The organism is Staphylococcus sp. GDY8P67P (genome assembly GCF_017892545.1).
Lineage (GTDB): Bacteria > Bacillota > Bacilli > Staphylococcales > Staphylococcaceae > Staphylococcus > Staphylococcus ureilyticus.
This window is the reverse complement of record NZ_JAESLH010000029.1, coordinates 261,539-274,852: the sequence shown is the minus strand read 5'-3', so window position 1 is coordinate 274,852 and position 13,314 is coordinate 261,539. Positions and strand designations below refer to the sequence as shown.

14 protein-coding genes are annotated in these 13,314 nt (G+C 30.6%); 6 read left to right on the top strand and 8 right to left on the bottom strand.

Features of this window, described 5'->3' with window-relative positions; genetic code table 11:
- Positions 1-233, top strand: a 233-nt coding sequence (locus KA833_RS12015; RefSeq protein ID WP_146098534.1) for a conjugal transfer protein, incomplete at its 5' end; no start/stop codon positions are given.
- 718 nt (positions 234-951) lie between these two features.
- Here the strand turns inward: KA833_RS12015 and KA833_RS14110 are convergent.
- The gene (locus tag KA833_RS14110) at positions 952-1,077 is read right to left on the bottom strand and encodes a hypothetical protein (protein WP_193393255.1); all 126 of its coding nucleotides are present in this window, start codon (positions 1,075-1,077) and stop codon (positions 952-954) included.
- On the opposite strand from KA833_RS14110, the gene tet(S) reads away from it, so the two are divergent.
- Both tet(S) and KA833_RS12000 read left to right on the top strand, forming a co-directional pair.
- The gene (gene tet(S), locus KA833_RS12005) at positions 1,062-3,002 is read left to right on the top strand and encodes a tetracycline resistance ribosomal protection protein Tet(S) (protein WP_280954270.1); all 1,941 of its coding nucleotides are present in this window, start codon (positions 1,062-1,064) and stop codon (positions 3,000-3,002) included. The genes KA833_RS14110 and tet(S) overlap by 16 nt on opposite strands.
- Before the next feature lie 60 nt (positions 3,003-3,062).
- The gene (locus KA833_RS12000; RefSeq protein ID WP_425268363.1) at positions 3,063-3,257 is read left to right on the top strand and encodes a cysteine-rich KTR domain-containing protein; all 195 of its coding nucleotides are present in this window, start codon (positions 3,063-3,065) and stop codon (positions 3,255-3,257) included.
- Between the two features lie 513 nt (positions 3,258-3,770).
- Here KA833_RS12000 and KA833_RS11995 read toward each other — a convergent pair.
- Positions 3,771-4,127 carry a helix-turn-helix domain-containing protein gene (locus tag KA833_RS11995; RefSeq protein ID WP_017370348.1) on the bottom strand — a complete coding sequence of 119 codons (357 nt, stop codon included), beginning with the start codon at positions 4,125-4,127 and terminating at the stop codon, positions 3,771-3,773.
- 529 nt (positions 4,128-4,656) lie between these two features.
- Here KA833_RS11995 and KA833_RS11990 point away from each other — a divergent pair.
- Complete coding sequence (locus KA833_RS11990; protein ID WP_198471755.1) at positions 4,657-4,836, top strand: hypothetical protein; 180 nt, start codon at positions 4,657-4,659, stop codon at positions 4,834-4,836.
- Between the two features lie 53 nt (positions 4,837-4,889).
- Here KA833_RS11990 and KA833_RS11985 read toward each other — a convergent pair whose 3' ends face one another.
- Positions 4,890-5,570: an IS6-like element IS1216 family transposase gene (locus KA833_RS11985; protein ID WP_044291606.1), complete on the bottom strand. Its 681-nt coding sequence runs from the start codon at positions 5,568-5,570 to the stop codon at positions 4,890-4,892.
- 194 nt (positions 5,571-5,764) lie between these two features.
- On the bottom strand, positions 5,765-6,913 hold the full coding sequence (locus KA833_RS11980) for an ROK family transcriptional regulator (protein ID WP_075773656.1): 1,149 nt from the start codon (positions 6,911-6,913) through the stop codon (positions 5,765-5,767).
- 319 nt (positions 6,914-7,232) lie between these two features.
- Here KA833_RS11980 and psm-mec point away from each other — a divergent pair, with 319 nt between their 5' ends.
- A complete protein-coding gene (gene psm-mec, locus KA833_RS11975; RefSeq protein ID WP_014532405.1) occupies positions 7,233-7,301 on the top strand; it encodes a phenol-soluble modulin PSM-mec in 69 nt (22 codons plus the stop codon).
- Between the two features lie 84 nt (positions 7,302-7,385).
- On the opposite strand, the gene mecI is transcribed toward psm-mec, so the two are convergent.
- Both mecI and mecR1 read right to left on the bottom strand, forming a co-directional pair.
- A complete protein-coding gene (mecI, locus tag KA833_RS11970; RefSeq protein ID WP_025904161.1) occupies positions 7,386-7,757 on the bottom strand; it encodes a mecA-type methicillin resistance repressor MecI in 372 nt (123 codons plus the stop codon).
- Entirely contained in the window at positions 7,757-9,514 is a 1,758-nt protein-coding gene (gene mecR1, locus KA833_RS11965; RefSeq protein WP_000952923.1) for a beta-lactam sensor/signal transducer MecR1, read from the bottom strand. The genes mecI and mecR1 overlap by 1 nt, the downstream gene beginning before the upstream one ends.
- 96 nt (positions 9,515-9,610) lie before the next feature.
- Here mecR1 and mecA point away from each other — a divergent pair, with 96 nt between their 5' ends.
- Positions 9,611-11,620 carry a PBP2a family beta-lactam-resistant peptidoglycan transpeptidase MecA gene (gene mecA, locus KA833_RS11960; RefSeq protein ID WP_063852655.1) on the top strand — a complete coding sequence of 670 codons (2,010 nt, stop codon included), beginning with the start codon at positions 9,611-9,613 and terminating at the stop codon, positions 11,618-11,620.
- A 45-nt stretch (positions 11,621-11,665) separates the two neighbouring features.
- Here mecA and KA833_RS11955 read toward each other — a convergent pair whose 3' ends face one another.
- Entirely contained in the window at positions 11,666-12,094 is a 429-nt protein-coding gene (locus KA833_RS11955) for a MaoC family dehydratase (protein WP_000872606.1), read from the bottom strand.
- 96 nt (positions 12,095-12,190) lie between these two features.
- The gene (locus KA833_RS11950; RefSeq protein ID WP_000958858.1) at positions 12,191-12,934 is read right to left on the bottom strand and encodes a glycerophosphoryl diester phosphodiesterase; all 744 of its coding nucleotides are present in this window, start codon (positions 12,932-12,934) and stop codon (positions 12,191-12,193) included.
- Positions 12,935-13,314: the final 380 nt, after the last annotated feature.

The window sequence follows — 13,314 nt, the reverse complement described above, 5'->3', positions numbered from 1 at the left end:
TAAAACTTTGCAACAGAACCGATTATTATATGATGGAAGATGTTTTACCAATAATCAGTCAAAACTTTATTTACTCTGAGTTGGTGAATCCAATTATTCAGAAGAAAGAGAAACAGTATCTAGTAAAAATAGCCGTTCGATATTTAGACAATGAAACAAAGATTGAAAATATTTCCCAATACCAATTAACTTTAGAGAAGAAGGATAACTGGAAAATAATAATGAATGAATAAAGAATATTAAGATGAAAACAATACTTGAATATTTAGTATAAGCAAAAAAAATTGTATGTCACTATAGCAAACTTATAATGATTTAGCATAAATAATCCAAAATATAGCGTGAAATCAACCTTCTATGAGAAGTATAAGCAAATTCACCTTTATTCTAACTTATAACTATTTTCATTACATTACTTAAAAAGGTCTCTCCAATTTTTTCCAAATAAACAGTATAACTTTTAATGATATTTTCCAAGTCAAACTTAATATTAACAATTCAAAACTATTGGAACCACTGCAAAATATTTTGTTAAGCAGTATATATTTCAAAAATTATACGTAATATATTTGTAGAAAGGTTGTGGACAGTTGTCCTATTGACCTGAAAAGTAATATAATAGCTGGATGAATAAAGAATCCCTTATGAACTTGTAAATCGTTATTAAATCGCTGAATTTTGATAGCCATTCTGAAGAGTTATCTTCAACTACTACACTAACTTCCATTAATTTCTCATTAATTTCCCTTTCGTTCAAAAAATATGGTTGGCTTTACAAGCATTCTATCATATGATAGAATTAAGATAACATTCAAAAGGAGATAATAAAAATGCGGCAAGGTATTCTTAAATAAACTGTCAATTAGATAGCGGGAATAATTAATTAAGCATCCTTATTTAAAATAAGGACTGGTTTTTTGTGCCCAGTTTAAGAATACTTTTATCATTTTATCATAAAGCATCTGTGGCTATCAGTGTGTAGTATACAGCTATTTTTGTATTAAAATCCCAGTGATAAGAGTATTTATCACTGGGATTTTTTCTGCTTTTTGAGCTTTTGAATGGAGGAAATAAAATTGAAAATTATTAATATCGGTATCTTAGCACATGTTGATGCAGGAAAAACTACTTTGACAGAAAGCTTACTATACAGTAGCGGAGCAATTAAAGAGTTAGGAAGTGTAGATAGCGGTACAACGAAAACGGATACTATGTTTTTGGAACGCCAGAGAGGTATTACTATTCAGACCGCAATAACATCTTTTCAACGGGAAAATGTTAAAGTAAATATTGTAGATACTCCTGGACACATGGATTTTTTGGCAGATGTATACCGTTCATTATCTGTTTTGGATGGAGCTATTTTGCTAATCTCTGCAAAAGATGGAGTACAGTCACAAACTCGTATACTATTCCATGCACTTAGAAAGATGAACATACCTATAATATTTTTTATTAACAAAATTGATCAAAATGGAATAAATTTGCCAGATGTTTATCAAGATATTAAGGACAAACTTTCTGACGACATCATAATTAAGCAGACTGTGAATCTAAATTTGAAACCTTATGTAATAGATTATACTGAACCAGAACAATGGGAGACAGTAATTGTGGGAAATGATTATTTATTAGAAAAATATACCATTGGGAAAACATTGAATATTGCAGAACTTGAAAAGGAGGAAAACGAAAGAATTCAAAGTTGCTCCTTATATCCTGTTTATCACGGAAGTGCAAAGAATAATATTGGAATTAAACAACTTATAGAGGTAATTACTAGCAAATTATTTTCACCCACACAACTCAATTCAGATAAACTTTGTGGAAAAGTTTTTAAAGTAGAATATTCAGATGATGGTCAACGGCTTGTCTATGTACGTCTTTATAGTGGAACGCTACATTTGCGAGACTCAGTCAATATATCAGAAAAGGAAAAAATAAAAGTTACAGAAATGTATACTTCAATAAATGGAGAATTACGCCAGATAGATAAGGCAGAGCCTGGTGAGATTATTATTTTAAAAAATGAGCTTTTAAAACTAAATAACGTACTTGGAGATAAAAAAAGATTACCACATAGAGAAATTCTTGAGAATCCTCTTCCTATGTTACAAACAACAATTGAACCATGTAAATCAGTACAAAGAGAAAAGTTACTAGATGCACTTTTTGAAATATCCGATAGTGATCCCCTTCTACAATATTATGTAGATACAGTAACTCACGAAATTGTGCTATCTTTTTTAGGTGAGGTCCAAATGGAGGTAACTTGTACTCTGATTCAAGAAAAATATCATATTGAGATAGAAACAAGAAAACCAACTGTCATTTATATGGAAAGACCATTAAAAAAATCTGAATTTACCATTGATATCGAAGTACCTCCAAATCCTTTCTGGGCTTCTATTGGTTTATCTGTAACACCACTTCCTTTGGGTAGTGGCATTCAGTATGAGAGCCTGGTTTCTCTAGGTTATTTAAATCAATCATTTCAAAATGCAGTTATGGAAGGTATACGCTATGGGTGTGAACAAGGATTGTACGGTTGGAAATTAACAGACTGTAAGATCTGTTTTAAGTATGGTCTATATTACAGCCCTGTCAGTACGCCAGCAGATTTCCGAATGCTTGCGCCTATTGTACTAGAGCAGGCTTTTAGAAAGAGTGGTACAGAGTTATTAGAGCCATATCTTAGCTTCGAAATTTATGTACCACAAGAATATCTTTCGAGAGCATATAATGATGCTTCCAAATATTGTGCAAATATTTTAAATACTAAGTTAAAAGGTAACGAGGTCATTCTCATTGGTGAAATTCCAGCCCGTTGTATTCAAGAGTATCGAAACAGTTTAACTTTCTTTACAAATGGACGCAGTGTCTGTTTAACAGAGTTAAAAGGTTATCAGGTTACTAACATTAAGTCTGCTTTCCAACCACGTCGTCCAAATAATAGAATAGACAAAGTAAGGCATATGTTTAATAAAATCAACTTACATTGATAGTGAACTAAAGAGAAATTTTTAAAATGAATATTGAGTTGTTAATTAGAACAGGAGGATATAGATATTGTAAATACTAGGTGGATACTGTGCCCTATATGTGGCAATAAGACCCGTTTAAAAATGAGGGAAGATACTGAATTAAAAAATTTCCCTCTATTTTGTCCTAAATGCAGACAAGAAATTTTAATTGAAATAACGAAGTTTAGAATAACTGTAATTACAGAGCCAGACGCAAAGACGCAGAGCCGATAATTCGAGATATCAAAATCTCATTTTATCGGCTTTTTCTTTTCTATGCATACCATTGAGCTTAGTTCTTGATATCCTTTATAAGAAAATAAGTGTACTGATTTTTTTTGCAGTAGCTGTATTACAGTAGACATCCCTCAAGCATAAAAAGTATACAATTAAAATTCAATACTTGATTATTGATGAAGTACAGAGTTACTCGTCATTTCAAAACTAGTATATCAGTCAAGTTTTTCCTAAGGAACAAAAACGAACTTCGCTATGGGAATCAAAAATTTTTAGTCGGATGAAGTGATATGCAATAAATCCAGAAAATTTTCCCAACAACAAAAAATGAACTGTACTTTGCAGCGATAAGAGTAACCAAAGAACTATTTATCATTCGCTCTAGTTCCTAAGTGTAACAAAGATAAATTCATTTTCTATTTATGATTAACAAAAATCAGAAAAAATTCATTACATCTTTGTAATCAATCTTTCCTGATAGTATTAATTAATCCATTGTGTATTATTGAACTAGTTAAATTTACATTTTTCTCCGTAAATTGCTTGAATCACTTTCCCAATCGTCACTAATTCATCTTCATCCAGACAATCCAACTGTGCTTCTACTTGAAGACGTTTGGAGCTTTTATGACTGTTTTCTTCCCCTAAAATAAATCCATCCAAAGAAATATTTAGCAAAGTCACTAAATCATATACAACATGAAAACTTGGCTGTTGTCCTTTATTTTCAATGTTCGTCAAATAGCGTGGCGCAATCTGGATCATTGATCCTACCTGCTCACGAGTCAATCCTTTACTAAGACGGGCTTCTTTAATCGCAAGACCCAATGGTTTGAAATCAAAAGTTCTATGTTTTTTTCTGTCCATCATATATCACCTATCGGCATTATACTGTTCCTATCTAAATGTAAACAGGCCTTATATAAAGCAGTATATAGCTTAAATAAATCATATTTTTTTCAAATTGCTAAAAGAAAAAAAAATCAGTCTTTTAGCGATTTCTTTCCTATGCACAAAAATATATCTGAGTACACTAAACGACGATTTCTGAATCGTCATTTTTTTATGTGTAAAGCTAAAGACGATGTTTTTGGGAGAATAAACCATGACTCATGACAGCATCCATTGGATTTATTTACTAAATTTATCAAAAAAATTTTTTCTATTTCAAAGAATCCTTTCGGATTAAAATGTAGTTTCTTGGTTCTATTAAAAGGGAACTATTTGTGTGAATTACTTTGTCCATATCGTCGGATATGGACTTTTTTGTGTTTTTCTAAAAGTTTTTTTCAAAAATTCCGTCATTTCCTCTCTTTACGTCGGGTTATATTACGAAAGGAGATAAATGTTCATTGGAATCATCTTCTTTCTCAACGGGAAAGGAGGTGTGAATGACATGAGTTCTTCCCTGTTCCAAGCTGCCATTGAAATGCAATTTGACTATATTTGTAAACGATCCATTGATGACGAACGTAAGGACTATTTAAAGTCTCTCAGTCGGATATCAAAAAAAGAAGTCGCTTTTTCAGAACTAGATGATTATGTAGTGGAACAGTTTGCTAGTATTGACCAGTAGGTTCTGTTGCAAAGTTTTAAATAAAGAATAAAATCCCTTACGGTATCTATGATTTAAGCTGGGATTCCCAATAATACCTTGATTTCAGTACAGACCGAAAACCCGAAGAGAGTGCCTTCTTTTCGGGTTTTCTTATATAATCCTCGGATGGCTTCCATACCTTTAATCGTGGGTGAGGCAGTGCGTAAACTTCGATAGAATTTATTGCGTCTCTTTACTGGACGATGGTCTTGTTCAATCAAATTATTCAGGTATTTAATGGTACGATGTTCTGTCCCTTGATAAAAGCCGTATTCTTTTAGTTTCTTAAAGGCACTTGTAATAGAGGGGGCTTTATCTGTGACTACAACCTTCGGTTCATCAAACTGCTTCACTAACCGCTTAAGAAAAGCATAGGCTGCTTGTGTGTCCCGTTTTTTACGTAACCAAATATCCAAGGTTAAACCATCTGCATCGATGGCTCGATACAAATAATGCCATTTTCCTTTAATTTTGATGTACGTTTCATCCATTTTCCATGAATAAAAGGATTTTTTATTTTTCTTTTTCCAAATTTGATAGAGTCGTTTGCCATATTCTTGCACCCAACGATAAATCGTGGTATGAGAAACGTTAATGCCACGATCATATAAGATTTCTTGAACTTCACGATAGCTAAGGTTATAACGAAGATAGTAGCCCACGGCTACAATAATCACATCCTGCTGAAATTGCTTTCCTTTAAAATGATTCATCGTCATTCCTCCTGCTATCTTTTTCTATTATTCTACCTTATTTGATAGTAGATTTAAAACTTTGCAACAGAACCAAAATAGTTTTCTTCTGCAATAGAACTATAAAAATCCCTCAATCCGAAAATTCAATTCGGATTGAGGGATTTTTTTATAAAGACAATTACGAACTTTGATTATTCATTTGAATTAGTTTTTTATGCTTTTATATCTAAGTAAATATCATTAATCTGTAGTACTTTTTGGATAATTGCTAATGTACCACCTAGCAAAGTTGCAAATTTGACATTAGATGTTAACTTTATTTGAATTTCGTTACGTGAATATTGTTTGAACTGGTTCTTAATTGCTTCTAATATTTCAGGCATTTCATTGAACAATGGACAGTTAATGTAAATTGCATTCGGATTAAACTGGGTGTTTAAATTATGTATTAAAACAGCAATTTTATTTATAAATTGTTCCATTTCTTCAACTACGACTGGATTTTTTTCATTATAAAATTGAATTAATTTGCTAAGCGTCATCTTCTCATTTAGTTGATTACTTAAATTATGCAGTAAAGCTTCTTGTGAAAAAATATCTTCAATCTTATGAAAGATCTCCACATTATCGCTAACTTTTGAGACAAGTGTTTTTCCAATTTCACCCGCTTCCCCATTTGCACCACGATACAATTGATTATTAATAATAAGCCCAGCACCAATACCTTTATGTATACTTAAAACAATAAGATTATTGTAGGATAAATTATGATTAAAATTACGTTCATATAACGCTGAAAGATTCGCTTCATTTTCAACTACGACTGGAACATTAGTAATTTCTTTTATTTTCTTAGCAATTGAAATTCCTTCAGTTTCATGGAATGGTAAATATGTCACATGCTGCTCATTATCCACAACTCCATGTATAGAAACAGACACACCTAATAGTCCGTTATAAGTATCAAGTTTCTCCTGAATATCAATATGTTTTTTTATTATGCTTAATATACTACTAACCTTTTCATCAGGTAAATCATAAGATTCATGCTTAATGACATTACCATCAAAATAATTGTACATCACTTCAACAGAACTATAAGTTAAATCCAAAGAAATAAAATAACCATAAAGATGATTAACCTTCAGAAGAATAGGTTTTCTACCACCACTCTTCGTGCTATCACCCTCACCAACCTCATTAACAAGAGATTTATACTTTAACTTATTCAAAATACTAGAAATCGTTGCCTTATTAATCTCAAGATTTTTAGATATTTGAGTACGCGAAATATTATGATGGTTATAAATTTCCCTTAGCACTCTTTTTTCATTATCATTTATATTTAAAATATTTTCCATAATTGCCTACCCCATAAGTTATTTTGAATTTAGTTTATAGTTTATCATGTATTTTTATACCAACTATTTTAACATAAATTAAATTAAACCTTAGAACAACTTAAAACCTCACTTAGGTTATCATCTTCGTTCTTTTATTTTTTTTATTATTTCAATAAATTACGTATTTCCAATATGACGATTTTTTATGCAAAGTCGTTGTATGTTTTTCAAATTTTTGACATTTATGCAATCTAAATAGCCAATTAGGGAATTTTTAACATTTTTTATTTGTTTGATATTATACTTAATGTATCTTAAATAGAAAGAGGGTATGCATATGGATTTCACTGGTGTTATTACAAGCATTATTGATTTAATCAAGACTTGCATTCAGGCTTTCGGTTAATTTTTTCAACTAAAAAACAGAGGAAATATTCAACGACTTGATTGTTTCCTCTGTTTTCTATGTATTGTTGTAAACACAACAATTTTATTTTTTATTCAATATATTTCTCAATTCTTCTATTTCATCTTGTGATAGATCTTCTTTTTCTACAAAGTTTAAGACAAGTGAATTGAAACCGCCTTTGTATACTTTATTGATAAAGTTTTTAGATGTTTTATATTTTATATCACTTTCTTCTACAAGAGAGTAATATTGAAAAATTTTATTGTCTTTTTTACGATCTATAAATCCCTTTTTATACAATCTCGTTATAAGTGTACGAATGGTTTTTGGACTCCAGTCCTTTTGCATTTGTATTTCTTCTATTATATTATTCGCACTTGCATATTTTTTCATCCAAATGATATTCATAACTTCCCATTCTGCAGATGATATATCATACGTTTTATTATCCATTATATTAACTCCATTTCTTTTAAAATACGCTCAGAAATTTGTTGTGCTTTTTCGCCATTCGCATTGTCTTCGCCTTTTAAATGTGTAGCAAAATAATACGTATTATCTTTCGTTTCAACATAACCTACGAACCATCCATTTGCTTCTTTGTGATTCACGATTCCTGTTCCAGTTTTACCTACATATTTATAAGTATCTTTTTGTTTCAAAGTCATACTATTTTCAACTTTTTCAATAGCCTTATTATCAAAATGCATGTTATGTTGTTTCATATTTTTCAACAAATTAACCTGTTCTATTGCAGAAATTTTTAATGAAGATTCATTCCAATAATTTTCATTCCCTGATATTTCTTCATTACCATATTCAATTAGATCTAAATAAGATTTAACCTCATCTTGTCTTAAATGTTTGTTTAAATTTTCGTAATACCAATTTACTGAATATTTCATTGAAGAATTTAAATTTTGATCTTGGTTCCATTCTTTAAATGGATATTGATGTTTATCCCATTGTTGTTCAGTATGATTTAATGAGAGTAAATTTTGGTCGAATGCCATTAACGCTAAATAAATTTTGTAAGTAGAATTAGGTGAATATCGTTGTTTACTTTCTGGTTCATTATAAATAGAATAAGCTTGCTCCCGTTCATTATAAAGCACAAAACTTCCATCAAATCCTTTGAAATACGGAGCTAGTTGATTTAATTTTTTATATGATACATTTGTTTCATATTTGTCTTGTTGAACATGTGCAGATAGTAACGGTGCTTGTATTAAAAGCGATATACTACATACAATATACGCAACAATACGCTTGTTTCGATTAGGTTTAGGCATTGAATCATAAAGTGCAATATACTTAACACGTTCTTTAATATTTGAATTAAAACCTAGTAAATATTGTGCTGCCACATTATTTATGTGCTGAGATTTTAAAATAGAGCATTTTAATATCGATTCACCATAACGTATATGTTCATGGCGATTCAAAATTTTTAAAACGTTTCTATCACATACTTTTTCACAGTCATTGTCCATCATTGTTTTACTTATATATAGTGCAGGATTAAACCAGAATATCATTTTAAAAACAACATAAAGCTGGTTGAATATTAAGTCATGACTTTTCACATGTGATAGTTCATGTAGAATAATATATTCAATTTCTTTGTCATTCATGGTTTCGACTACGACAGTTGGTAGTACAATTTGGGATTTCACTAAACCAAATACCATCGGATTATCAATGTTTGAACTATAACTAATTGTTATATGCTTTTTGTAGAACTGCATCTTACTTTGACATACTTTAAGTCGTTCATTAAGATATGACGATTCCAATGACGAACTTTTAATAACATCAATTTGTCGGAATGCCTTAATCATATAAAATAAGCACAACAAACTACCAAATACCCATATCAAAAGAATCATATACGTTATATTTGAGGTCTCAAACTGATTAACATTAATTGCTAAGTCTTTCGTAACAGATGATTGTTGACCATCTAACATATGACTAACCGAAGAAGTCGTGTCAGATACATTTCGATTCATCATATCTTTTGAAAATGTAAAATTCGATATTTTGTAAAATGGTATTAATGGAATTAACGTGGAGACGAGCACTAATAACCAAATCTTATGTGACATAATATTTTGAGTATATTTTATATAGAGCATTCTCACTAAAAAAATTACACATATCGTGAGCAATGAACTGATTATACTTAACATTAAAAAAGATGATAACACCTTCTACACCTCCATATCACAAAAATTATAACATTATTTTGACATAAATACTACATTTGTAATATACTACAAATGTAGTCTTATATAAGGAGGATATTGATGAAAAAGATAAAAATTGTTCCACTTATTTTAATAGTTGTAGTTGTCGGGTTTGGTATATATTTTTATGCTTCAAAAGATAAAGAAATTAATAATACTATTGATGCAATTGAAGATAAAAATTTCAAACAAGTTTATAAAGATAGCAGTTATATTTCTAAAAGCGATAATGGTGAAGTAGAAATGACTGAACGTCCGATAAAAATATATAATAGTTTAGGCGTTAAAGATATAAACATTCAGGATCGTAAAATAAAAAAAGTATCTAAAAATAAAAAACGAGTAGATGCTCAATATAAAATTAAAACAAACTACGGTAACATTGATCGCAACGTTCAATTTAATTTTGTTAAAGAAGATGGTATGTGGAAGTTAGATTGGGATCATAGCGTCATTATTCCAGGAATGCAGAAAGACCAAAGCATACATATTGAAAATTTAAAATCAGAACGTGGTAAAATTTTAGACCGAAACAATGTGGAATTGGCCAATACAGGAACAGCATATGAGATAGGCATCGTTCCAAAGAATGTATCTAAAAAAGATTATAAAGCAATCGCTAAAGAACTAAGTATTTCTGAAGACTATATCAAACAACAAATGGATCAAAATTGGGTACAAGATGATACCTTCGTTCCACTTAAAACCGTTAAAAAAATGGATGAATATTTAAGTGATTTCGCAAAAAAATTTCATCTTACAACTAATGAAACAGAAAGTCGTAACTATCCTCTAGAAAAAGCGACTTCACATCTATTAGGTTATGTTGGTCCCATTAACTCTGAAGAATTAAAACAAAAAGAATATAAAGGCTATAAAGATGATGCAGTTATTGGTAAAAAGGGACTCGAAAAACTTTACGATAAAAAGCTCCAACATGAAGATGGCTATCGTGTCACAATCGTTGACGATAATAGCAATACAATCGCACATACATTAATAGAGAAAAAGAAAAAAGATGGCAAAGATATTCAACTAACTATTGATGCTAAAGTTCAAAAGAGTATTTATAACAACATGAAAAATGATTATGGCTCAGGTACTGCTATCCACCCTCAAACAGGTGAATTATTAGCACTTGTAAGCACACCTTCATATGACGTCTATCCATTTATGTATGGCATGAGTAACGAAGAATATAATAAATTAACCGAAGATAAAAAAGAACCTCTGCTCAACAAGTTCCAGATTACAACTTCACCAGGTTCAACTCAAAAAATATTAACAGCAATGATTGGGTTAAATAACAAAACATTAGACGATAAAACAAGTTATAAAATCGATGGTAAAGGTTGGCAAAAAGATAAATCTTGGGGTGGTTACAACGTTACAAGATATGAAGTGGTAAATGGTAATATCGACTTAAAACAAGCAATAGAATCATCAGATAACATTTTCTTTGCTAGAGTAGCACTCGAATTAGGCAGTAAGAAATTTGAAAAAGGCATGAAAAAACTAGGTGTTGGTGAAGATATACCAAGTGATTATCCATTTTATAATGCTCAAATTTCAAACAAAAATTTAGATAATGAAATATTATTAGCTGATTCAGGTTACGGACAAGGTGAAATACTGATTAACCCAGTACAGATCCTTTCAATCTATAGCGCATTAGAAAATAATGGCAATATTAACGCACCTCACTTATTAAAAGACACGAAAAACAAAGTTTGGAAGAAAAATATTATTTCCAAAGAAAATATCAATCTATTAACTGATGGTATGCAACAAGTCGTAAATAAAACACATAAAGAAGATATTTATAGATCTTATGCAAACTTAATTGGCAAATCCGGTACTGCAGAACTCAAAATGAAACAAGGAGAAACTGGCAGACAAATTGGGTGGTTTATATCATATGATAAAGATAATCCAAACATGATGATGGCTATTAATGTTAAAGATGTACAAGATAAAGGAATGGCTAGCTACAATGCCAAAATCTCAGGTAAAGTGTATGATGAGCTATATGAGAACGGTAATAAAAAATACGATATAGATGAATAACAAAACAGTGAAGCAATCCGTAACGATGGTTGCTTCACTGTTTTATTATGAATTATTAATAAGTGCTGTTACTTCTCCCTTAAATACAATTTCTTCATTTTCATTGTATGTTGAAAGTGACACTGTAACGAGTCCATTTTCTTTTTTTATGGATTTCTTATTTGTAATTTCAGCGATAACGTACAATGTATTACCTGGGTATACAGGTTTAATAAATTTAACGTTATTCATTTGTGTTCCTGCTACAACTTCTTCTCCGTATTTACCTTCTTCTACCCATAATTTAAATGATATTGAAAGTGTATGCATGCCAGATGCAATGATACCTTTAAATCTACTTTGTTCTGCTTTTTCTTTATCTATATGCATATATTGAGGATCAAAAGTTGTTGCAAATTGGATAATTTCTTCTTCTGTAATATGAAGGCTTTTTGTTTTGAATGTTTCTCCTACTATAAAATCATCGTATTTCATATATGTCTCTCTTTCTTATTCAAATTAATTTTTTAGTATGTAACATGTTAAAGGTAAGTCTACCGTCACTGAAACGTAAGACTCACCTCTAACTTTCTATTGAGACAAATGCACCATTTTATCTGCATTGTCTGTAAAGATACCATCAACTCCCCAATTAGCAAGTTGGTTTGCACGTGCTGGTTTGTTTACAGTCCATACGTTCAATTCATAACCCGCTTCTTTTACCATTTTTACTTTTGCTTTAGTAAGTTTGGCATCTTCAGTGTTTACTATTTTAGCATTACAGTAATCTAAAAGTGTTCTCCAGTCTTCACGAAACGAAGTTGTATGGAATATAACTGCTCTGTTATATTGTGGCATGATTTCTTCTGCAAGTTTAACAAGCACAACATTAAAGCTTGAAATGAGCACTTCTTGATTCTGATTTAAGTTTGTTAATTGTTCTTCCACTTGCTTAACCATACTTTTAGAAAGTGCTAGTCCATTCGGTCCAGTAATACCTTTTAATTCTACATTTAAATTCATATTATATTCATTTGCTATTTTTACTACATCATCGAAAGTTGGCAAATGTTCATCTTTGAATTTTTCACCAAACCAAGATCCTGCAGAAGCATCTTTAATTTCATCATAATTCAATTCAGTTATTTCCCCGGACATATTTGTAGTCCGTTCTAAATAATCATCATGAATGATAATCAGTTGTTCATCTTTTGTAATTGCAACATCTAACTCCAACCAGTTTATACCTTCTACTTCTGAAGCAGCTTTAAATGATGCAATTGTATTTTCCGGAGCTTTACTAGGTAATCCTCTATGTCCATATACAGTTAGCATATTACCTCTCCTTGCATTTTTATTTTTTTAATTAACGTAACTGTATTATCACATTAATCGCACTTTTATTTCCATTAAAAAGAGATGAATATCATAAATAAAGAAGTCGATAGATTCGTATTGATTATGGAGTTAATCTACGTCTCATCTCATTTTTAAAAAATCATTTATGTCCCAAGCTCCATTTTGTAATCAAGTCTAGTTTTTCTGTACCCCTTATCTGCAATTTTACTTAGGATTGCTTTTAACTTACCTCTTATCTGCAATTTTACTTAGGATTGCTTTTAACTTACCCCTTATCAGCAATTTTACTGAGAACTGCTTTTAACGCACCTCTTATCTGCAATTTTGCCTAGAACTGCTTTTAACGTACCTCTTAT